This is a genomic window from Sphingomonas sp. GW821-FHT04B01, from assembly GCF_059420425.1.
In genome coordinates this window covers 115,663-137,562 of the sequence record NZ_JBWKTR010000003.1, presented here as the reverse complement: position 1 = coordinate 137,562, position 21,900 = coordinate 115,663, and the positions used below count along the sequence as shown (strand labels likewise).

Below are 21,900 nucleotides of genomic sequence, written 5' to 3'. Positions count from 1 at the left end.
GCCATAGGCTGCTTCCAAGACAGGGCAAAGACGGATGATCGACGAACCCTCACCGGCACGAATAACCGTCCTTGGCGCCGCTGCGCATCCCGGCAGGAAGGGCTCCCGCTTCGCGGGCGACGGACGCAATCTGCGGCTCGCCGTGCTGGTTGCGCTCGCCGTTGTTCTGCTGGCCAGTATCCTCGCGATCGCCTTCGCCGTGAACGCCGGTATGGACGCCGCACGGCGGGAGATCGCGTTGCGCCGGGCGGAGGATCAGGCACGCCATCGACGGACCGTCGACGCTGCGGTGCGCGAGGATCGCGCTCGCGTCACCAGACCGCCCGTTTCGACAAATCCGGCGGACTGGATCACCTCCGACGACTATCCGATGGCGGCGTTGCGCAATAACGAGGAGGGCGCCGTCACCATTACCTGGGTGGTGGATGGGAATGGCAGCGTGGGAGACTGCAAGACGCTGCATACCAGTGGTCATGCCGATCTCGATCGCGCCGCCTGTGACGCGATCATGCGCCGCGCACGCTATCCGGCCGTACCGGCGGACACAGCGCCGCGCGTCTTCACGCGTCGCGTCGTCTGGCAAATTCCCGGTTGATCGCGACGGAAGGGCAGGTTGCCGCGCGACTTACGGTGGACGCGGCGGCAGTGGCCGCTTATGGCTCGTCGCGTGAATCTGCTGCTTCTCCTGTCTGCATTGCTGTCCGCCCTGACGGGCGGGACGTCGGCGATGCGCACGCCGGCAGCGGCACATGCGGTCGCAAGCGCGGCAGCTATGGTGGAGACGCGTGCGGTTCCTGCCCGGGTTGCCAGCCGGCCGCAGCAGGCGCTGCCGACGCTGGTCGCGTCCGCGGCCTGGGGCCTCGCCGCCGCCGCTCCGGCCGTAACGCCGGGCGAACCGCTCTACGCCCGCCGCCGGCGCGAATAGCGCCCGTTGCAGCCCGGGCTGCGACCCACATCTTCGTGACCAACGACGCTGCGCACCCCCGCATCCCTGGGGCCGCGCGCGCTTATCCAGGAACCATCCCTATGTTCGGCGGCTTCGCTAAATCGCTCTTCGGCTCGTCCAACGACCGCTACGTCAAATCGCTCAACCCGATCGTCCAGAAGATCGCCGCGTTCGAGTCGACGCTCCAGGCGCTCTCCGACGAGCAGCTCGCCGCGCAGACCGCCAAGTTCCGCGAGCAGCTCGCCAATGGGGCCAAGCTCGACGACCTGCTGCCCGAGGCGTTCGCGACGGTGCGCGAATCGGCGGTACGCGTGCTCGGCATGCGCCATTTCGACGTGCAGATGATCGGCGGCATCGTCCTCCACCGCGGCGAGATCGCCGAAATGCGCACCGGCGAGGGCAAGACGCTCGTCGCGACGCTGGCGACCTATCTCAACGCGCTGCCCGGCGACGGCGTCCACGTCATCACCGTCAACGACTATCTCGCCGCGCGCGACGCCGAGTGGATGGGCCAGGTCTATCGCTTCCTCGGCCTCACCGTCGGCACGATCATCCCCAACCTGACCGACGAACAGCGCCGCGCCGCCTACAACAGCGACATCACCTACGGCACCAACAACGAATTCGGCTTCGATTACCTTCGCGACAACATGAAGTATGAGCGAAGCTCGATGGTGCAGCGCGCCTTCAGCATGGCGATCGTCGACGAGGTCGATTCGGTGCTGATCGACGAGGCGCGCACGCCGCTCATCATCTCCGGCCCGACCGACGACAAGTCGGAGCTGTACATGAGCGTCGACGCGATCGTGAAGCAGCTTGAGGCGGACGATTACGAGAAGGACGAGAAGCAGAAGTCGATCATCCTGACCGAGAGCGGTACCGAGCGGATCGAGCGGATGCTCGAGGCGGCGGGCCTGCTGGAGGGCGCCAACCTCTACGATTTCGAGAACACGCAGGTCGTCCACCACGTCAACCAGTCGCTGCGCGCGAACATGATGTTCAAGGCGGACACCGATTACATCGTCAAGGATGGCAAGGTCATCATCATCGACGAATTCACCGGCCGCATGATGGACGGGCGCCGCTGGTCCGACGGCCTGCACCAGGCGGTCGAGGCGAAGGAGGGCGTGACGATCGAGCCCGAGAACCAGACGATGGCGTCGATCACCTTCCAGAATTATTTCCGCATGTACCCGAAGCTGTCGGGCATGACCGGCACCGCGGCGACCGAGGCGGCCGAATTCTACGACATCTACAAGATGAACGTCGTCACCATCCCGACCAACGTCGGCGTCCGCCGCGTCGATGAGGAGGACGAATTCTACAAGGACACCACCGACAAGTTCCGCGCGATCGCCAAGAAGATCCGCGAACATGCCGCGCTCGGCCAGCCGGTCCTGGTCGGCACCGTGTCGATCGAGAAGTCCGAGCTGCTCAGCGAATTCCTCACGCAGGAAGGCGTCGATCACAAGGTGCTCAACGCGCGCTACCACGAGATGGAGGCGCATATCGTCGCGCAGGCCGGTCGCAAGGCGGCGGTGACGATCGCCACCAACATGGCGGGCCGCGGCACCGACATCAAACTCGGCGGCAACCTCGAATTCCGCATGCTCGACGAGCATCCCGAACTCGTCGAGGGCACGCCCGAATATGAGGCTGAGGCGGCACGGATCCGCGCCGAGATCGAGGTCGAGAAGCAGGAGGTGCTCGCCGCCGGCGGTCTGTTCGTGCTCGGCACCGAGCGGCACGAGAGCCGCCGCATCGACAACCAGCTCCGCGGCCGTTCGGGCCGTCAGGGCGATCCAGGCCTGTCGCGCTTCTACCTCAGCCTCGACGACGATCTGCTCCGCATCTTCGGCCCGGACACGCTGTTCGCCAAGATGATGCGCAACAATATCGAGGACGGCGAGGCGATCGGCAGCAAGTGGCTGTCGAAGGCGATCGAGACCGCGCAGAAGAAGGTCGAGGCGCGCAACTACGACATCCGCAAGCAGGTCGTCGAATATGACGATGTGATGAACGACCAGCGCAAGGTCATCTACGAACAGCGTGCCGACATCATGGACGCCGATGCGGTCGGCGATGTGGTCAGCGACATGCGTACCGAGACGGTCAACGTCATCGTCGGCGGTGCCTGCCCGCCCAATTCCTATCCCGAGCAATGGGATATCGCGGGCATGAAGGCGGGGCTGACCGAGATCCTCAATCTCGACCTGCCGGTCGACGACTGGCTGACCGAAGAGGCGATCGATCCCGAGATCGTCGAGGAGCGCGTCCGCGAGGCCGCCGATGCGGCGATCGCCACCAAGGCTGCCGAGCTCGAGCCGGAGACCTGGACGCAGGTCGAGAAGTCGATCCTGCTCCAGAACCTCGACCATCACTGGAAGGAGCATCTCGCGACGCTCGACGCGCTGCGTCAGGTCGTCCATCTGCGCGCCTATGCGCAGAAGACGCCGATCAACGAGTATAAGCAGGAGGCGTTCTCGCTGTTCCAGCGCATGCTCGACTCGATCCAAGAGGACGTCACCAAGACGATCGCGCACGCGCAGTTCCAGATGCAGGAAGCGCCGGACCTGCCCGAGCTGCCCGACTTCATCACGACGCACTTCGACCCGTTCACCGGCGAGGACAATTCGAACGATATCGACGCCGGCACGCTGGGCCGGATCACGACGCAGATCCCGCCGCTGCAGATGATGCAGCCGGATGCGGAGGCGATCCTCGGCGACAATCCGGAACATTGGGAAGGCCGCGTCAACCGCAACGCGCCATGCCCGTGCGGCTCGGGCCGGAAATATAAGCATTGCCACGGTGCCGTCACCGCCTGACGCTCCGGCGGCATTCCCCCCCCCCCCGTCACCCCGGCCTTGCGCCGGGGTCCCGCTTCGTCTCCGCGACGGCTGACGAAGCGGGATGCCGGAGAGCGCGGCAGCCGTCGCTGTCACCATCTCACGAAAAAGGCCGGATCACCGCAGGGTGACCCGGCCTTTTGCCGCAACGCGAACGGTACGTTACTTCGGCAGCACTACCGTCGGGCCGATGCTGTCGACCACCGCGCGGGCGTTGAACGCGCGCAAATTGTCGCGCGGGATCGGTCCCTTGCGCATCACGATCTCCGCGGTCGCCTCGTAGCGATCGATCGTGCGGATGTCGAAATCATTGCCCCACGGGCCGCCGCCGAAGCCGCCGCCGAACCACGGGTCCCAGCTGCGCCAGCCGAAACCGCGGCCGTAATAGCGCCACGACGGACCCCAATAGCCGCCGAAGCCGCCATAGCCCCAGCCGCCGCCGACTCCGGGCGTGCTGTACGTGCGCGACTGCAAATCGGTGTCGCGATTGGCCATGACGAAATAATCATAGCCGTTCTGCAACGTCAGTTCGGCGGCGCGGAACAGCAGATAGCGTTCCACCGTATCGCGCGAGGTGACGCTGTTGCCGGCGAAGCTGACGAGATAGCGGTCGGGTTCGATCCGGCGATCGCTGTAGCCGGTGCGGTTGAAGCCCTGCCCGGTGGCGGGGCGATAGGTGGTCTCGGTCGCGCAGCCGGCGACCATCAGCGTGGAGGCGGCGAGTGCCGCGACCACGGCCTTGCGGCCCAGATGACTCATGACTCCAATACTCCATTCGCTCGCGGATGCGGCGAACCGTGCCGCCTATACATCGTCCCAGTGGAACGAGCGATGAACGACTTGGCTCCCGTCTGCAACGCTTCGCCGCGGCTCACGCGCCGATCAGGTGCAGCGCCAGGCTGCGCCGATGCGGACTGGTGCGATGTTCGAACAGATAGATGCCCTGCCACGTCCCCAGCGCAGGCGCGCCCTCGATGACCGGGATCGACAGCTGCACGCCGGTCAGTGCGGTGCGGAGATGCGCGGGCATGTCGTCCGGCCCCTCGTCGTCATGGTCATAATCGCGGCTTTCCGGCGCGAGGCGGGCGAAATAGGCCTCCATGTCGCGGCGCACCGCCGGCGCGGCATTTTCCTGGATCACGAGCGACGCCGACGTATGCCGGCAGAAAACCGTGAGCAGCCCGGTATCGATGTCCTGCGCCGCCACCCAGCGGATGACCTCGCCGGTCACGTCCAGCAGGCCCTGCCGCCGCGTCTCGACGCGCAGGATGGTCGTGGCTTGCCGCATGTCAGCTCCCGTTCCGGTTCGGGCCACGCGGCCCGGCCGCCGCCCGCTCAGGCAAGCTTGGCGATCTCGGCGGCGTTGAGCGTGCGGCGGAGGTTGGGCTCGGGCCCCTCAAGCACGAGATAGGCCGACTCGCGTGCCGTCGAGTCGAGGCGCAGCCAGCGGTCGAGGCATTCGCGCACCGATGCGCGCCAAGGCTGGTGGATCGAGGCGACGAGCTGGGCGGTAACGGGGCAGGGCGAATCCACGATGAGGTCCTGTGCCAGGGTGGTGCGGTAGCGACCATCCTAGACCCAATTCGCGACGCATGCATTAACGCTGGTGACCCCGCCGCCGCGGGGCGGCGCTTATTCCGGTCTGGTCATCTTGCGCTTGTCGGCCAGCGCGATGAAGACAGGCGTCGTCAGCAGTGCGAGGCCAAGGGCGCCGATCGCGACTTCCAGGAAGATCATCATGCATCTCTCTCCGGCGGGAACGTGTCGTTCCTCGTTGGGCTGGATGATGTCGTCTTCGTAATGGAGGCGCAAGCGCTATTATTGCCGTTGCACGTGGTGCGCTGCAATATAATTGCTTGGTATGACTGCTCCGACACATTTCTTGTAGCGAAGATGGCAGGGACGCTGACCGGACTGAATTGCCCCCGATCGCCTATCTGCCGTAACGCTCACCGGTCGTGACGGACCAGCCAGTCTCGCACCCCTTGCAGGGTTCGGAACTGATCGACGGCGCGGACGCGCGCGTCGGGCATCGCGGCGGATGCCATCTCGGCGAGGGCGGAGCCCGGGCCGAGGTCGAGGACCTGATCGACGCCGCGCTCGGCCAAAGCGTCGAGCAGTGCGGCCCAGTCGATCGTCGCCATGACCTGTCCGGCGAGGCCCGCGGTGGCGCGGGCGGGCAGGCTGACGAGGCTCTGGTCCGTCGCGGTCATCAGGCGGAGCGTCGGCCGGGCCATCGCGGTGGCGGCGAGCGTCTGCGCGAGCGGCGCGACGGCGGCGACGAGACGCGGCGTGTGCGAGGCGACGTGAACCGGCAGCGGGGCGGCGCTCACCGCACCATCGGCCAGTGCCGCCGTGCATAACGCGGCGATAGCGTCGCGCGTGCCGCCGCAGACGAACAGGCGGCCGGGATTGACGATCGCGACGGCGCAGCCGAACCGGTCGGCCAGCGCGGCGACATCGTCATGCGGCAGGCCACGGATATAGCCGAGCCCGTCATCCGGCCCGCTCGCGGCGTCCATCGCGACGGCGCGCGCATCGACGACGGCGAAGGTGTCCGCCGGCGACCAGACGCGCGCGATCCCCCATGCCGCGATCTCCCCGACGCTATACCCCGCGACGATCGTAGCCGGCGGTGCGCCATCCGGAAACAGCGCCTCTGCCACCGCCATCGCGCCGGCGACGCAGACGATCTGGCCGGCGCGATTGGCATGCAGATCGGCATCCGACGCGGTCCGCACGAAATCGCGGACGTCGGTCCCCAATGTCGCCGATGCGGCGGCCAGAACCGGAGTCGCCGCATCGGCGACGAGGTCGAATATCGCGCGATGTTGCCGTCCCTGACCCGAACAGAGCAGCGCGAGGCTCATCGCTCGACCGCCGCGACGAACAGCGCCATCGCGAGCAGATCGGCGCAGCCGCCGGGGCTCAGCCGGCGCGCGACGAACGCCGCATGGATCGCGGCGGCACGGGCGCGCCAGCCGGCGGCGCCGACCCCGCCATCGGCGAGAAAGGCGCTTGCCTGCCGCTGCGCGAAGGCGAGGCCGGCGGGGCCGCCGCGATAGAGGAGGTTGCTGTCCGCGACCCCGGCGATCAGCGCCATGCACGCCTGCACGCGGGCGGCTTCGTCTCCGTCGGCGATCCGGCGCGCGTCGGCGAGCGCGGGCAGGGCGACGTCATAGACGGCGGGGAAGCCGGCCGCCGCTTCGGCGCGCGCGCCGCCCGCGCGATAGCGGCGCGCGACGACGCTGCCATGGCTGTGCAGATCGACGGGACCGCCGAGAATGCCCGTACCCCAGCGCGCCGCGACGATCCGTCCGAGCGGTGCCGCGACGCCGTACCGCATGCGGAACCCTGCCGCTGCCGCGAGCAGGCCGAGCCCGAAGATCGCGCCGCGATGCGTGTTCACCCCGGCGGTCGCGGCCAGCATCGCCGCCTCCGCCGTCATGCCGATCGCGCGCAGCCGGTCCATCTCGGCCCCGGCCGCCCCGGCGGCGGCGAGATCGGCGAAATAGGGCGCGAGGACGCGGGCGCTGCGGCGGAGCAAATCGGCGTTCATGTCGTCGTGCGCGCCCTGGTCGACGTGGCTGACCAGTCCGGGCTTGGGCCAGGTCTCGACCTCACGGATCAGGCAGTCTGCGGCGGTGTCGCCGATCGCCGCGGCGCTGCGGTCCTCGCCGTGGCGGACGAGGGCGATCATAAGAAGACCGCCGCACGATCGACGAGGCGCGCCGCGTCAGGCGATTTCGCGAGCACGTCGGGCGCACCCGACCGCCATTCGCGCCATTGCACGGCGGCGCCGTCGGTCGCGACCAGTTCGGCGTCGACGCGCATCGGTGCGTCGGCGGCGATCACCGCGAGTTGCGCCGCGCGGGCGTCCGCCTCCGCAGCGCCGGCGCAGGCGAGGATGAGGTCGATGTCCGAGCTTTCGCTGAGATAGGCTAGCCCGGTCAGATGCTGCCACGCGAGGCTGCCGAAACAGCGCATCGCCGGATCGCACAGCAGCAGTGCGGCGATCGTCACCTGCCATTCGCGCGGCGCGGCGGCGGCCGCGTCGCGGAGCAGCGGCGGCGGCGCGGTGCGCAGGATCGCGTGCGGCGGGCAGCGCAGCGCCACGCGCCGCTTGCCGAGCGCGGGTGGCAGCGGCACGCCGAGCGGCACCGCGCCACCGTCGTCGCATAAGGCGCGCCGGACGATCGCCGGCCGACCCGCCGCGGCCCAGTCGCGCAGTGCCGCCGGCTCGTCGGCGCCGATCATCGTCGCCCAGGCTTCGGGCGCGACATAAGCGAGCATATGGCGCGCCAGCTCAGCCATGCGCCAGCGCCAGCCGCTCCACCTCCGCCGCGATCGCCGCGGCCTTGGGTCGGCCGCCACGCGCGGCGCCGAGCGTGGCGCGCGCGTCGCCGGCCGGCGGTTCGGCGAGCAAGGCGGCGAGCTGGTCCGACAGCGGCCGGTTCGGGTCCCAGACCGCGGCGATGCCACCGGTCGCGACGATATTGTCGAGCCCCGGCGCGAACACCGGGGTCGCCGCCGCCTTCTCCTCCAGCACCGCGAGCGGCAGCTTGGTGACGCGCGCCATCGACGGCAGGTCCATCACCGCGGGATGCGCGCCGGGCAGCGCGACCAGCGTGTCGCAGGCGAGCGCGGTGGCGATGAACGCGCCCGCCGCGGTGCCGCCATAGAGCAGCCCGATCGTGCGATGGCCGCGCGCCGCCGCCAGCCGCAGCGCCTTGGCGAGATGTGCCAGCGTCTCGCTGAGCCCGAGCAGCTCGTCGCGGCGGCTCATCCGCTGGCTGCCCGAATCGAGCAGGAACAGGATCGGCGCGCCGTCGTCGTGCGCGGCGATCGCGAGGACGTCACCGGCGAGCGCGACCGCCTCGTCGAAGCCGGGAAAGGCGCCGTCGACGATGCCGAGGACGTGGATGCCATCACCCGTGCCGCGCAGCAGCGCGCCGGTCGCCGTGACGTCATGGCCGGCGGGGAAGAGCGAGGCGAGGATATCAGCGGGCGTCATCGGCACTCTCCCGGTGGCCGGCGGCAGCGGCGAGGAAATCGGTGGTCGCCAGATCGGGGACGGTCGCCGCATCGGCAACGCCGAGCGCTGCCCACAGGTCACGGCCGTCGGGCGCGTCGCCGAAGCGCGCCAGCCGGCGTTCGAGCCGCGCCTGTTCGGCCGCGAGTACGGCGGCGTCCAGCGTCGCGGGGCGATGCAGCGCGTCGAGCGTCGCGGTGCGAAAGGCGGCGGCATCGTCGTCGACGTACAGGTCGACCCCGCCGATCAGATAGCGATGCTTGCCGCCCATCGTCCGCCACACCAGCGCGCGGTCGCGCGAGTCGAATTCCTCGACGCCGCGATTGGTTTCGATCACCTCCGGCCCCGAGACGCTGAGCCGCCCCTGTTCGGAGATGACCAGCGCCGAGCAGCAGCCGGCGATCAGGCTGCCGCCGCCATAGCAGCCGGAGCGCCCGCCGATCAGCCCGACGACGCGTACGCCCGCCAGCCGTGCGTCGAGCACGGCGCGCATGATCTCGGCGATGGCGAGTTCGCCGGCATTGGCCTCCTGCAACCGCACGCCGCCGGTGTCGAAGGCGATCACCACGTCGCGGCGCAGCGTCGCGGCGGCGCGGAGCAGGCCGGTGAGCTTGGCGCCGTGCACCTCGCCGAACGCGCCGCCCATGAAGCGGCCCTCCTGCGCGGCGACCAGTATCGCCTTGCCGTCGATCGTCGCCGCGCCGACCGCGATGCCGTCGTCGAACTGGCGCGGCAGGTCGAAGATCGGCAGGTGCGGGCTGGTCTCGCGCCGCTCGGGACCGACGAACTCGACGAAACTGCCGGGGTCGACCAGCGCGTCGAGGCGTGCGCGGGCGCTTGCCTCATACCAGCTTTGGCGGAGATGGCTCATGCGACCGGCTCCTCGATCAGGCGAATGCCCTGCGCCAGCCGCAGCGCGACGGTATCGGGCCGCGCGCCGCCATCGTTGATCGCGATGCGCAGGCCGCCGCCGCCGCGCGCCGCGACCACGTCGGCGGTCACCGCCGCCCATAGCTCGGCGAAGCCATGCGCCGCGGTCGCGATCTCGATCGTGCAGCGATCGGGTGCGCCGCCGCGTTCGAGCAGCACTTCGAGATTGCCCGAGGCGACGACGCCGACCAGCGCGGTCTGCCGGTCGCCGCCGGCGGCGCGCGGCGCGGCGATATCGTAGCGAAGCGTTTCCATGTCCCGCGTCCCCTTACCAGTTCCGGAACCGGCTCGGTGGCCGGTAGAGCCCACCCGAGGCGAGCATCAGATCCTTGATCGAATGTGCGGCGAGCAGGCTGCGATCGGCGTCGAGCGGATCGATGCCGAGATCCTGCGGCCGCTGAATGATCCGGCGCTCGCGCAGCCGCTCGACCATCGCCTTGTCGCGGCCGCGACCGATGTCGGTATAGCCCGCCACGCCGCGGATCGCCTGTTCGCGCTCGTCCTTCGTCCGGCACAGCAGCAGATTGGCAATGCCCTCCTCGGTGACGATATGCGTGACGTCGTCGGCATAGACCATCACCGGCGCCAGATCGAGATCGAGCTTCTCGGCAAGGTCGAGCGCGGCCAGCCGCTCGACGAACATCGGCGTGTTGCCGTCGCCGAACGTCTCGCCGATCTGGACGACCAGCTTGCGCCCACGGCGCAGCGGGGCGGGGCCGTCGGGATCGGCCTCCGCCCCGGCGCGCAGCCAGGGTTCGCTCGGATGCCGCCGCCCGCGCGCGTCCGATCCCATGTTGGGCGCGCCGCCGAAACCGGCGATGCGATTGGCGGTGACGGTCGAGCTATGTCCCATCAGGTCGATCTGCAGCGTCGAGCCGATGAACATGTCGCAGGCATAGAGGCCGGCGGTCTGGCAGAAGGCACGGTTCGAACGTAGCGAGCCGTCCGGGCCGGTGAAGAAGATATCGGGCCGGGCGCGGAGATAGTCCTCCATCCCGACTTCCGAGCCGAAGCAATGGACCTGCTCGACCCAGCCCGCCTCGATCGCCGGGATCAGCGTCGGATGCGGATTGAGCGCCCAATGGGTGCACACCTTGCCTTTGAGGCCGAGCCGTTCGCCATAAGTCGGGAGCAGCAATTCGATCGCGGCGGTGTTGAAGCCGATGCCGTGGTTGAGCCGGCGGATGCCATAGGGTTCGTACAGCCCCTTGATCGCCAGCATCGCGGTGAGGATCTGCGTCTCGGTGATCGCCGCCGGGTCGCGGGTGAAGAGCGGCTCGACGTAGAAGGGCTTGGCGGCGTCGACGATGAAATGGACCTGGTCGCCGGGAATGTCGACGCGCGGCACCTTGTCGACGATCTCGCCGACCTGCGCGATCACCAGCCCGTTGCCGAAGGTCGTTGCCTCCACCACGGTCGGCGTGTCCTCGGTATTGGGGCCGGTGTAGAGATTGCCGTCGCGATCGGCGCTGACCGCGGCGATCAGCGCGACCTGCGGCGTCAGGTCGATGAAATAGCGCGCGAACAGTTCGAGATAGGTGTGGACCGCGCCGAGCTCGATCGTCCCGCCGAACAGCATCTTGGCGATCCGCGCCGATTGCGGCCCCGAATAGGAGAAATCGAGCCGCCGCGCGATGCCGCTGTCGAACAGGTCGAGATGTTCGGGCAGCACCACCCCCGACTGGACCATGTGCAGATCGTGGATCCGCGCCGGATCGACCGCGGCGAGCGCGCGGGCGATGACATCGGCCTGTTTCTGGTTGTCGCCCTCCAGGCAGACGCGGTCGCCGGGACGCAGCACCGCCTCGAGGAACGGCGTCAGGTCGGCGGGGGTGACCAGCTTGCCCGTGGCGAAACGGCTGCCCGCTTCGATCCGCGCCGTGCGCGCCGCTTGTTTGCTGTTCCAGTCGCGCATCGCCCGTCCGTATCCAAACATTGCTCCGAATGCCCTCTTTGTATTGCCTATTGCGTCGAATGCAAGAGTTTGCATACAATGCAATGTGCCGACGACAGATCGGCGTACATGGAAGGATGCGAAGCGTGACGATGCATACGCATGGGCCGATCTGCGCGTTCCCGCAGGTGCCGGCATGACGATTTCCGGCGTGGCGCTCCTCGCCATTTGCACGCTGATCGGCGTGTTCCTCGGCGATCTTCTCGGGGTCGCGCTCGGCGTGAAGGCCAATGTCGGCGGGGTCGGCATCGCGATGATCCTGTTGATCGCGGCGCGGCTGTGGCTCGGCGCACGCGCGCTGATGAGCCATGGCCTCAAGCTCGGCGTCGAATTCTGGGGTGCGCTCTACATCCCGATCGTCGTGGCGATGGCGGCGCAGCAGAATGTCGTCGCCGCCGCCGAGGGCGGCCCGGTGGTGGTGATCGCCGCGGTCGGCGCGCTGCTGCTCTGCTTCGGCATGGTCGCGATCCTCAGCCGGCTGGGCGGCACCAACGAGACGATGGACGAGATCGGGGCGAGGAGCGCCACCGCGCGCGAGGCGGCGCGCGTCGCCGCGGGAGACCCCGCATGACCGCGATGCTCACCCATGTCTTCGTCGCCAATGCGCTGCTCACCGCCTTTGCGATCGTCGGGCTGGTCATGTGGCTGTCCAATGCACTGTCGAAACATCTGACCCGTGGTCGCGTCCACGGCTCGGCGATCGCGATCATCATCGGTCTGGCCGGCGCCTTCGCCGCCGGACTGTGGACCGGCGGCGAGAAGGGCGTCGCCGACATCCCGATCCTCGCCGGCATCGGCCTGATGGGCGGCGCGATGCTGCGCGACTTCGCGATCGTCGCCACCGCGTTCGAGGTCGATGTCGTGCAGGCGAAGAAGGCCGGGCTGATCGGCGCGGTCGCCCTGGGGCTCGGCACGGTGATCCCGTTCGTGTTCGGTGCGCTGGTCGCGGCGGCGTTCGGCTATACCGATGCGGTGTCGATGACGACGATCGGCGCGGGCGCGGTCACCTATATCGTCGGTCCGGTCACCGGCGCGGCGCTGGGCGCCAGTTCGGCGGTGATCGCGCTGTCGATCGCCACCGGCGTGCTGAAGGCCGTGCTGGTGATGATCGGCACGCCGCTGGTGGCGCGCTTCATCGGCCTCGACAATCCGCGCAGCGCAATGGTGTTCGGCGGGCTGATGGGCACCGTCAGCGGCGTTTCGGGCGGGCTTGCCGCCACTGACCGGCGGCTCGTGCCTTATGGCGCCTTGACCGCGACCTTCCACACCGGTCTTGGCTGTCTGGTCGCGCCGTCGATCCTCTATCTGGCGGTGCGCGGGATCGTGGGGGGCTGACGATGGCGAGCGACGTGGACGAGCTGGGCGAGGAGCGGACGTTGCTGTCCGACCGGATCCGCAACGCGCTGACCGACGAGATCGCCAGCGGCGCGCTGCGTGCCGGTACACAGCTCGACGAGCAGCAGCTCGCCGACCGGTTCGGCGCGTCGCGGACGCCAGTGCGCGAGGCGCTGCGCCAGCTTGCGGTCAGCGGCCTCGCCGAGATGCGCCCGCGCCGCGGCGTCGTCGTCACCCGGCTGACCCCCGAGCGGATCATGGACATGTTCGAGGCGATGGCGGAGATCGAGGCGATGTGCGTGCGGCTCGCCACCAACCGCATGACGCCGCTTGAGCGCAGCCGGCTGATCCAGCTTCACGATTCGTCGCTGGCGATGGTCGAGGCGGACGATGTCGACGCCTATGACGCGTTCAACCGCGCCTTTCACGAGACGCTCTATCACGCGACGCACAACGCCTTCCTCGCCGAACAGGCGATGGCGACGCGCACCCGGCTCAACGCCTTCCGCCGCACGCAATTGCGCCAGGGCCGCCGCATCCTCCGCTCGCGCGAGGAGCATGACGGCGTGATGGCGGCGATCGCCGAGGGCGATGGCGAGACCGCGGCGCGCCGGATGCGCGCGCACATGCTCAACGCGGCGAGCGCGCTCGACCGCTATATCGCCGATCACGACGCGATCGGCTGAACGCCAAGGAGAGATGCCATGTCGACCGCCACCCCGCTCGCCGACCGTCAGGCCGTCCACGCCCGCTCGCTCGCCGATCCCGATGGCTTCTGGCTGGAGGCGGCGACCCGGCTCGACTGGATGACGGCGCCGACGCGTGCGGGCGACTGGTCGTTCGACCGCGACGATTTCCATATCCGCTGGTTCGAGGACGGCGTGCTCAACGTCGCCGCCAATTGCATCGACCGCCATCTCGCGACGCGCGGCGATCAGGTCGCGATCCTGTGGGAGGGCGACGATCCCGCCACCGAACCGCGCCGCATCACCTATGCCGAACTGCACCGCGAGGTGTCGCGCTTCGCCAACGTGCTCAAGGGGCTCGGCGCGGGGAAGGGCGACCGCATCACCCTCTATATGCCGATGGTCCCCGAGGCGGCGTTCGCGATGCTTGCCTGCGCGCGTATCGGCGCGGTCCATTCGGTGGTGTTCGCCGGTTTTTCCGCCGAGGCGCTCGCCGGCCGGATCGCCGATTGCGACAGCCGGATCGTCATCACCGCCGACCAGGGCCGCCGCGGCGGCCGCACGATCGCGCTCAAGGCCTGCGTCGACGAGGCGCTGGCGATCGCGGGCGCCGTCGACCACGTCCTCGTCGTCCGCGCGACCGGCGCCGCGGTGCCGATGACCGCGGGCCGCGACGTCTGGTATCACGAGGCTGCCGCGGGCGTCGCCGCCGACTGCCCGCCCGAGCCGATGGCGGCGGAGGACCCTTTGTTCATCCTCTACACCAGCGGTTCGACCGGCAAGCCCAAGGGCGTCGTCCATAGCACCGGCGGCTATCTGCTGTGGGCGGCGATGACGCACGCGACGGTGTTCGATTACACCGCGCCCGACGTCTATTGGTGCGCCGCCGATATCGGCTGGGTCACCGGCCACAGCTATATCGTCTACGGCCCGCTCGCCAATGGCGCGACGACGCTGATGTACGAGGGCGTTCCCAACTGGCCGACCCCGGCGCGGATCTGGGAGGTGGTCGACCGGCATCGGGTGACGACCCTCTATACCGCGCCGACCGCGCTGCGCGCGCTGATGAAGGAGGGGGACGCCTATGTCACCGGCACCAGCCGCGCCTCGCTCAAGATGCTGGGATCGGTCGGCGAGCCGATCAATCCCGAAGCGTGGCGCTGGTATCACGACGTCGTCGGCGGCGGCCGTTGCCCGGTGATGGACACCTGGTGGCAGACCGAGACCGGCGGCCATATGATCACGCCGCTGCCCGGTACGCCGGCCAAGCCCGGCTCGGCGAGCCTGCCCTTTCACGGCGTCGATCCGCGCCTGCTCGACGCCGAGGGTCACGAACTCGATGGCGTGGCGGAGGGCAATCTGGTCATCGCCGCTTCCTGGCCCGGGCAGATGCGCGGCCTGTGGGGCGATCCCGCGCGCTTCTTCGACGCCTATTTCAGCCTCTATCCGGGCGTCTACACCACCGGCGACGGTGCGCGGCGCGATGCCGACGGCTATTGGTGGATCACCGGCCGCGTCGATGACGTCATCAACGTCAGCGGTCATCGCATGGGGACCGCCGAGGTCGAGAGCGCGCTCGTCCTCCACGCCGATGTCGCCGAGGCGGCGGTGGTCGGCTTCCCGCACGACGTGAAGGGGCAGGGGATCTATGCCTATGTCACGCTGAACGCCGGCGTGGCCGCCGACGAGACGCTGCGCGCGGCCTTGCGCGACTGGGTGCGGCGCGAGATCGGCCCGATCGCGACCCCCGATGCGATCCAGTTCGCCCCCGGCCTGCCCAAGACCCGCTCGGGCAAGATCATGCGCCGCATCCTGCGCAAGATCGCCGAGGGGGATACGGCAAGCCTCGGCGATACCTCGACGCTCGCCGATCCGGGCGTGGTGAAGGCCCTCCTCTCCGAATCGCAGGCCAGAGTGCCCGGCTAGAGCCGCGTTCGGATCATCGGCGTCGATCGCAGGCCCCGCCTTTCGCCCGTCGCTATTTCTCGCGAACGACGAGCGCACGGCCACCATAATCGGCGATGCGAATGTTCGCGCGACGCTGAACGACCCGTTTTCCATGGCGCAAATACGTCACCTCGACCGTCACGGTACGCGCCTCGGCAACGCCGAAATGCACCGGCTGCGCGCTTTGCGTGTTATAGCCATCGCCGGTGCCGACCTGGCGCGTCGCGAGGATGCGTCCGTCGCCGCCGCGCAGCCGCACTTCGGCACCGGGTCGCGTAAAATGCCCCTTCGCGTCGAGCACCAGCACCGACAGGCTGCGGGCGGCGGCGCTCTTCGCCAGCCCGTTGCGGAACAGGAAGTGACCGCCGACCGGGCCGTATCCATCGGTCACCGACAGATCGAGCGCGCCGTCGCGATCATAGTCGACCCATTGCACGCCATGGTCACCGGCGTTCATCAGGCTGTCGCCGGGCAGGACGTTGACGAACCGCCGGCCGCCCTTGCCATCGGGTTCGTTGTGGAGCAGCGCGTTGGTCGGCTGCTGATTCCCGACCGGCCCTTCATAGGCCATGATCGACAGATCGAGCCAGCCGTCATTGTCGTAATCGCCCCAAGCGGCGCCGACGCCGTGATTGTCGAAGCCGACCCCGGCGGCGACCGACACATTGTCGAACGTGCCATCGCCGCGATTGCGATAGAGTGCGTTCGGCCCGTAATTGGGCACGAACAGGTCGAGCCGCCCGTCATTGTCGTAGTCGCCGATCGCGCAGCCGACGCCGCCCTCGTCCTTGGTCCGCTTCGGTCCGGCGACGCCGGCCGCGACGGCGACGTCGACGAAACGCGCGCCGTCGTTGCGCCACAAAGCGTCGGCGGCACCGGATTGATTGGCAAGGAACAGATCGAGGTCGCCGTCCTCGTCATAGTCGAACCAGCAGGCGCCGACGGTGGGACGCGGATCGGAGACGCCCGTTCCGGCAAACACCTGTGTGAAGCGACCGCCATCGTTCCGCATCAGCCGGTTGGCACCGATCCGGTCGGCCGCATAGAGATCGACATCGCCGTCGTTGTCATAGTCGACCCAGCTGGTCTGCCGCGCCGAGCGTCCGGAGAAGCCGAGCCCGATCGCCGCGCCGACCTCCTCGAACCCCTTGCCCTTGCGGTTGTGAAAGACGAGCGTCGGCTGTTTCGGATCGGTCGCGCCGCCGAGCAGGTCGAGCCAGCCGTCGCCGTCGTAATCGCCCCAGCTGAGCCCGCGCAATTCGTGTCCCGTCGTCGGCAGGCCCATCGCCGCGCCGACGCTGACGAAGGTGCCGCCGTCGTTGCGATAGAGGCGCAGCTCGCCGCTCTTCAGCGACACCGCAAAGTCTAGATCGCCGTCATTGTCCATGTCGGCCCAGGCGTTGGACAGCGAGCCGGCGACGCCGAACAGGTCTGATTGGATCGGCTGGAAGGCCGGCGGGGTAAGGCCGGTCGCGGGTAGCGGCACGCCGTGGCCCCCTTTGCCGTCCGTCTCCACCGCCGCCTGCGGCGCGGCGGCAACGAGGAGCGCGAGGGGGAGCAATCGGACGATCGGACGACGGAACATAAGCTTCCCCTGTTGTATGGGCGGGGCGGGTTGATCGGACTGCGGGTCCGCGTCGGGACGTTCGACGCCCGCCTCTCTCCGTGCCAAACGGGTGGGCCGCGCGTTTCTGCTATCCGTCGCCTGCCGGAACCAGAAGCAGGGAACCGTCGGCTCCTTCGATTGCGCGGATGCCGAAGCTCTGTTCGAGCGCGCGGGCGAAATCACCCGACCGATCGGACCGGAAGGTACCGCCGATCCGGATGCCGGCCAGCGTCGGATCGCCGATCACGATCGGCACGGTGCGATAGCGATTGAACTCGTCGACCGCCTGTTCCAGCGTATCGCCGTCGAAGCTCAGCCGCCCGTCCTGCCACGCGAGACGTCGCTGGATATCGCCGTGCGCCAGCGGCGTCACCGCGATCGTCCCGCGTCGCATCGCCGCGGCATTGCCCGCCGCGACCGGGCGCTCGGTCCGGCCGCCGTCGCGCACGCCGACGACACCCTCGCTCACGGTCACCTCGGTCAGATCGGGGCGCAGCCGCACCGTGAAGGCGGTGCCGACCGCACGGACGCGCGCCTCGTCGGCCGCGACCACGAACGGACGGCTTGTGTCGTGCGCGACGTCGAAGCTCGCTTCGCCGCGCAGCAGCCGGATCGAACGGCGTTCGGGTGCCAGATCGACGATGACCGCGGTATCGGTGTTGAGCCGCATCAGGCTGCCGTCGGCAAGCGTCACGGCGCGCCGTTCGCCGATTCCGGTCGTATAATGGCCGTCCCGATTGCCGCGACGCCAGGCGATCGCGCCGATCGCCGCGATCAGGGCGGCGGCGATTCCGCCCATCGCGCGGCGCCGGCTGACCGGAGGTGCCGGATCTTGCCGCGCTGTGGCGATCGACACCGGGGCCGGGGGCGTCGCCGGGATCGACTGCTCGGGCGGGGCGTCGCGCAACCGGGCGGCAAGCGCCCAACCCGCCTCGACCTTGGCGAAGGCATAGCCGTGCGCGGGGTCCTGCTCGATCCAGCGATAGGCGGCGTCCCAATCGGCGTCAGCCTCGCTGGCGCGGGCCGCCAGGAACAGTCGCGTGGCTTCCGCGTCGATCGCCTGTCTTATCGTTGCGCTTGTGCAGGGACCATCCAAAACCCGAACCCTCGTACTCGCCGATCGCCTGCATGATCTTCAGCGCGGCACGTGCTAAATGCTTGTCTACGGTAGAAACGGACAGGCCCATCTCGTCTGCTATCGCACCCGTCGGCCAATCATACACCCGCCGCAAGACGAAAGCGCGCCGGCATTGCGGGGGAAGGGTGTCGAGGATCGACTGAAGATGCCGCAATTCATCGCGTGCCTCCAGCCGGGCCTGCGCGCTGTCGTCGACGCCGATCAGGTCGAGATCGGAAATGAGATCGAACGACACGATCTTGCTGCGTCGGGCCGCGTCGATGACGAGATTGCGGGCGATCTGGTACAGATAGGCGCGGCCGGACTGCACGCGTTCGATGTCGCCGGTCGCATAGGCCCGCGTCATCGCCTCTGCCACGACGTCATCGACGTCGGCGCCATCGGGCAGCACCCGTCGCAGGCGCGACCTGAGCGCGCCCTCATGCGGCAGAATGGCCTGTTTGTACCATTCGAGCCTGGCCCTGACCGACCCGTTGCCCGTGCTTGAATCCACCGGAACCTCCCCGAACGTGACGAAGGCGTTCCTCTCCCGCGGACTTGATGTTGCGACGATACGACCAGCCTTTGCCCCGGCTGTCCAGCCATCATGAAATAAAAATGCCATGATGATTAGCAGATTGTGTCGCAGCGAACGTCTTCCCCCAACGAGACACCATTGCCGGGGGGCTGACGATGACTAGAGCTTTGATATTCGGCGCGCTGTTGACCGGCACTGCCATCATGCCGTTGGCGCCGGCCGCGGCGGCGCAGTCGGCGACGACCGCCCCGGCGACGATCACCTTCGCCATCGAGGCGCAATCGGTGCAGAGCGCACTCGCCCGTTTCGCCGAACAATCGGGGGTGCAGATCCTCTTTCCCTACGACCGCGTCGCCGGTCTGCGTACCGGCGGCGTGAAGGGGCGCATGTCGGCAGAGGCCGCACTCGGGCGTCTGCTCTCCGGCACCGGTCTGCGCGTCAACCGCAGCGGCGGTGGCGTGATCGCATTGTCGCTGCCGGCGTCGGCGAAGCCGCCGCAACCGATGCGTACCGCCGCGCTGCGCACGGTCGCACTCACCCCGGCGTTCCAGCAGGCGCAGGTCAGCGATGCGCAGGATCCGACCGCCCCGACCGCAGACCAGGTCGACGAGCCGGCGAGCGACATCGTCGTCACCGGCAGCCGTGGCCAGCCGCGTACCGTCGTCGACAGCCCGACGCCGATCGACGTCATCAGCGGTGCCGAGCTCCAGCGGACCGGCAAGTCCGGTGTGTTCGCCGCGCTCAACACCTTGGTGCCCTCGTTCAACCTGCCGACACGGGCGGGGGGCGGCACATCGACCGTGATCGCGACCGGCGGCTTGCGCGGCCTCAATCCGGACCAGACGCTGATCCTGGTCAACGGCAAGCGTCGGCACAAAACCTCGCTCATCAACGCCGTTTCCAATTACTATAACGGTTCGGTCCCGGCCGACCTCGACATGATCCCCACCGCTGCGGTCGATCACATCGAGGTGCTGCGCGACGGTGCCGCCGCCCAATATGGCTCGGACGCGATCGCCGGCGTCATCAACGTGATCCTGAAGGACGATGCGAAGGGCGGCTTTGGCGCGCTGACCGCGGGCCAGAACATGGATCGTAGCGACGGCGAGCTGTTTCAGGCCGATCTGAACCTCGGGCTGCCGCTGGGCGAGCATGGGTTCGTCAACCTTTCGGCCGGCGCGAAAAAGCAGCAGGCGTCGAACCGCGCCGAACCGATCGCCTCGAACATCCGGCTGTATCCGCTGGTGAACGGCGCGCTCGACCCGCGCGAGGCGACGATCGACCGGCTGGTCACGTCCAATTACGGATCGATGCCGCAGGAAAGCATCACCACGGCGTTGAACGCCGGCTATGATATCGGCACCGTCGAACTCTATGCGTTCGGCACCTATGGGCAGCGCAAGTCGGACCTCAATTACACCTATCGTCCCGCGACCAACGCCAATTCGCTGCCGCAGGTCTATCCCAACGGCTTCTATCCCCGTGTTGTCATCAGCGAGGAGGATTACGAGGTCGCGGTGGGCGCACGGGGCGTCATTGCCGGATGGAAGTGGGATTTCAGCTCGACGCTCGGGCGCAACCGCTCGCGCCAGCGCGCGGACCGCACGATCAACGCCTCGCTGGGACCGACCAGTCCGACGGAATTCTATGTCGGGTCGCTGATCTCGAAAGAGGCGGTGAACTCGCTCGACCTTACCCGCTCCTACCCGGTCGGGGCGGGAACGTTGCAGGTGTCGGGCGGCCTCCAGCACCGCATCGAAAGCTACCAGGTCGTGCAGGGCGAGCCGGCGAGCTATGCGGCCGGGACCTATACGTCCAGCCTCGGCCGGCCGACGCCGGGCGCCTCGGGCGCAGCCGGTTTCCAGCCGTCCGACGCCGGCTTCGTCAAGCGCAACAACCTCGCGGCCTATGCCGATATCGCCTGGGACCCGTCGCGCGACGTGACGATCGGCGGCGCGTTGCGCTATGAACATTATGACGACGACAGCGGCGACACGCTGATCGGCAAGGTCAACGCGCGCTATGCCGTCGCGCCCTGGATCGCCCTGCGTGGCGCGGCGAGCACGGGCTTCCGCGCGCCGGCGCTGGCGCAGCAAATCTATGCGTCGACCACCGGACAGTTCCGTACGATCGGCACGCCGCCGACGCTCAACCTGTTGCAGATCAAGACGCTGCCGGTCGGATCGCCCGCCGCCCTGGCGCTGGGGGCACAACCGCTGACACCGGAGAAATCGACCAATTTCAGCGCCGGACTGGTGCTGACGCCGCTGCCGCGGCTCAGCGTCACGGTCGATGGCTATCAGATCAAGGTCGAGGACCGCATCGCGATCACCTCGACGCTCACCGGCAATGCCGTGTCGGCGATCTTGGTCGCCAATGGCCAGTCGCCCGATATCAGCGCGCAATATTACACCAACGCGATCGATACCCGCACACGCGGCGTCGACGTCGTTGCAACCTATCGTCATCCGGTCGGCACGATCGCCAACCTCGCGTGGAACCTCGGCTATAATTACAACAAGACGATCATCACCGGCGTGAAGGCGAATCCGCCGCAGCTGGCCGCATTGGGCGCGGATTACGTGCTGTTCGACCGGCTGTCGCGCAACAACCTGACGGTCAACCTGCCGCGCACCAAGCTGTTCATCGGTAACGTCGCGACGATCGACGCTTTCACCCTGTCGACCCGTGTCGTCCGCTATGGCAGCTTCAAATCGTTCGGCAATGCCGTGATCAACGACCGTACCTTTGGCGCGAAGTGGATCACCGATCTCGAGTTGTCGTGGAGGACGACCGAAAGCCTGACGGTGGCGGTCGGTGCGAACAACCTGTTCAACGTCTACCCGGATCGCAACGACACGCTGACCAACGTCAACACCGGGGCGGGCTTCTACGCGACCAGCGGCGCCTACGGCTTCACCGGCGGTTATTATTACGGCCGCGTCGCGGTCAATTTCTGA

21 protein-coding genes are annotated in these 21,900 nt (G+C 68.3%); 8 read left to right on the top strand and 13 right to left on the bottom strand.

Annotated features, from left to right (window positions below):
• Window positions 1-34: 34 nt before the first annotated feature.
• From AC07UH_RS09505 to secA, 3 genes are all read left to right on the top strand, one after another.
• Entirely contained in the window at window positions 35-595 is a 561-nt protein-coding gene (locus tag AC07UH_RS09505) for an energy transducer TonB (RefSeq protein WP_495180007.1), read from the top strand.
• A gap of 60 nt (window positions 596-655) precedes the next feature.
• Window positions 656-925 carry a hypothetical protein gene (locus AC07UH_RS09500; protein ID WP_495189826.1) on the top strand — a complete coding sequence of 90 codons (270 nt, stop codon included), beginning with the start codon at window positions 656-658 and terminating at the stop codon, window positions 923-925.
• A 101-nt stretch (window positions 926-1,026) separates the two neighbouring features.
• A complete protein-coding gene (gene secA, locus AC07UH_RS09495; protein WP_495180009.1) occupies window positions 1,027-3,774 on the top strand; it encodes a preprotein translocase subunit SecA in 2,748 nt (915 codons plus the stop codon).
• A 183-nt stretch (window positions 3,775-3,957) separates the two neighbouring features.
• Here secA and AC07UH_RS09490 read toward each other — a convergent pair whose 3' ends face one another.
• From AC07UH_RS09490 to mdcA, 10 genes are all read right to left on the bottom strand, one after another.
• Window positions 3,958-4,554, bottom strand: coding sequence for a CC0125/CC1285 family lipoprotein (locus AC07UH_RS09490; RefSeq protein WP_038660133.1), 597 nt, complete (start codon window positions 4,552-4,554; stop codon window positions 3,958-3,960).
• 112 nt (window positions 4,555-4,666) lie between these two features.
• A complete protein-coding gene (locus AC07UH_RS09485) occupies window positions 4,667-5,083 on the bottom strand; it encodes a secondary thiamine-phosphate synthase enzyme YjbQ (RefSeq protein WP_495180010.1) in 417 nt (138 codons plus the stop codon).
• Window positions 5,084-5,130: 47 nt separating this feature from the next.
• Window positions 5,131-5,328: a hypothetical protein gene (locus tag AC07UH_RS09480; RefSeq protein WP_038660127.1), complete on the bottom strand. Its 198-nt coding sequence runs from the start codon at window positions 5,326-5,328 to the stop codon at window positions 5,131-5,133.
• 416 nt (window positions 5,329-5,744) lie between these two features.
• The gene (locus AC07UH_RS09475) at window positions 5,745-6,665 is read right to left on the bottom strand and encodes an ACP S-malonyltransferase (protein ID WP_495180011.1); all 921 of its coding nucleotides are present in this window, start codon (window positions 6,663-6,665) and stop codon (window positions 5,745-5,747) included.
• Window positions 6,662-7,495 (bottom strand): triphosphoribosyl-dephospho-CoA synthase MdcB, encoded by an 834-nt coding sequence (mdcB, locus tag AC07UH_RS09470; RefSeq protein WP_495180012.1) that lies wholly within the window; start codon window positions 7,493-7,495, stop codon window positions 6,662-6,664. Before mdcB ends, AC07UH_RS09475 begins: the two co-directional genes overlap by 4 nt.
• Complete coding sequence (mdcG, locus tag AC07UH_RS09465; protein ID WP_495180013.1) at window positions 7,492-8,109, bottom strand: malonate decarboxylase holo-[acyl-carrier-protein] synthase; 618 nt, start codon at window positions 8,107-8,109, stop codon at window positions 7,492-7,494. The genes mdcB and mdcG overlap by 4 nt, the downstream gene beginning before the upstream one ends.
• Complete coding sequence (locus AC07UH_RS09460; protein ID WP_495180014.1) at window positions 8,102-8,809, bottom strand: biotin-independent malonate decarboxylase subunit gamma; 708 nt, start codon at window positions 8,807-8,809, stop codon at window positions 8,102-8,104. The genes mdcG and AC07UH_RS09460 overlap by 8 nt, the downstream gene beginning before the upstream one ends.
• Window positions 8,796-9,698, bottom strand: coding sequence for a biotin-independent malonate decarboxylase subunit beta (locus AC07UH_RS09455; RefSeq protein ID WP_495180015.1), 903 nt, complete (start codon window positions 9,696-9,698; stop codon window positions 8,796-8,798). Before AC07UH_RS09455 ends, AC07UH_RS09460 begins: the two co-directional genes overlap by 14 nt.
• The gene (gene mdcC, locus AC07UH_RS09450) at window positions 9,695-10,012 is read right to left on the bottom strand and encodes a malonate decarboxylase acyl carrier protein (RefSeq protein WP_038660098.1); all 318 of its coding nucleotides are present in this window, start codon (window positions 10,010-10,012) and stop codon (window positions 9,695-9,697) included. Before mdcC ends, AC07UH_RS09455 begins: the two co-directional genes overlap by 4 nt.
• 13 nt (window positions 10,013-10,025) lie before the next feature.
• The gene (gene mdcA, locus AC07UH_RS09445) at window positions 10,026-11,693 is read right to left on the bottom strand and encodes a malonate decarboxylase subunit alpha (RefSeq protein WP_495189827.1); all 1,668 of its coding nucleotides are present in this window, start codon (window positions 11,691-11,693) and stop codon (window positions 10,026-10,028) included.
• Between the two features lie 154 nt (window positions 11,694-11,847).
• Here mdcA and madL point away from each other — a divergent pair, with 154 nt between their 5' ends.
• The 4 genes from madL to acs are packed head-to-tail and all read left to right on the top strand — an operon-like array spanning window position 11,848 to window position 15,658.
• The gene (gene madL / locus AC07UH_RS09440) at window positions 11,848-12,282 is read left to right on the top strand and encodes a malonate transporter subunit MadL (protein WP_495180017.1); all 435 of its coding nucleotides are present in this window, start codon (window positions 11,848-11,850) and stop codon (window positions 12,280-12,282) included.
• Window positions 12,279-13,046, top strand: coding sequence for a malonate transporter subunit MadM (madM, locus tag AC07UH_RS09435; protein ID WP_495180018.1), 768 nt, complete (start codon window positions 12,279-12,281; stop codon window positions 13,044-13,046). The genes madL and madM overlap by 4 nt, the downstream gene beginning before the upstream one ends.
• Before the next feature lie 2 nt (window positions 13,047-13,048).
• Window positions 13,049-13,732 (top strand): GntR family transcriptional regulator, encoded by a 684-nt coding sequence (locus AC07UH_RS09430; RefSeq protein ID WP_495180019.1) that lies wholly within the window; start codon window positions 13,049-13,051, stop codon window positions 13,730-13,732.
• A gap of 18 nt (window positions 13,733-13,750) precedes the next feature.
• Complete coding sequence (gene acs / locus AC07UH_RS09425) at window positions 13,751-15,658, top strand: acetate--CoA ligase (RefSeq protein WP_495180020.1); 1,908 nt, start codon at window positions 13,751-13,753, stop codon at window positions 15,656-15,658.
• 52 nt (window positions 15,659-15,710) lie between these two features.
• Here the strand turns inward: acs and AC07UH_RS09420 are convergent, their stop codons facing one another.
• The 3 genes from AC07UH_RS09420 to AC07UH_RS09410 all read right to left on the bottom strand — a co-directional run bounded on the left by AC07UH_RS09420 (window position 15,711) and on the right by AC07UH_RS09410 (window position 19,027).
• Window positions 15,711-17,264 (bottom strand): CRTAC1 family protein, encoded by a 1,554-nt coding sequence (locus AC07UH_RS09420; RefSeq protein WP_495180021.1) that lies wholly within the window; start codon window positions 17,262-17,264, stop codon window positions 15,711-15,713.
• 109 nt (window positions 17,265-17,373) lie between these two features.
• Window positions 17,374-18,381: a FecR family protein gene (locus AC07UH_RS09415; protein ID WP_495180022.1), complete on the bottom strand. Its 1,008-nt coding sequence runs from the start codon at window positions 18,379-18,381 to the stop codon at window positions 17,374-17,376.
• Window positions 18,290-19,027 (bottom strand): sigma-70 family RNA polymerase sigma factor, encoded by a 738-nt coding sequence (locus AC07UH_RS09410; protein WP_081974528.1) that lies wholly within the window; start codon window positions 19,025-19,027, stop codon window positions 18,290-18,292. Before AC07UH_RS09410 ends, AC07UH_RS09415 begins: the two co-directional genes overlap by 92 nt.
• Window positions 19,028-19,095: 68 nt before the next feature.
• Between AC07UH_RS09410 and AC07UH_RS09405 the strand changes: the two genes are divergently transcribed.
• Complete coding sequence (locus AC07UH_RS09405; RefSeq protein WP_495189828.1) at window positions 19,096-21,900, top strand: TonB-dependent receptor domain-containing protein; 2,805 nt, start codon at window positions 19,096-19,098, stop codon at window positions 21,898-21,900.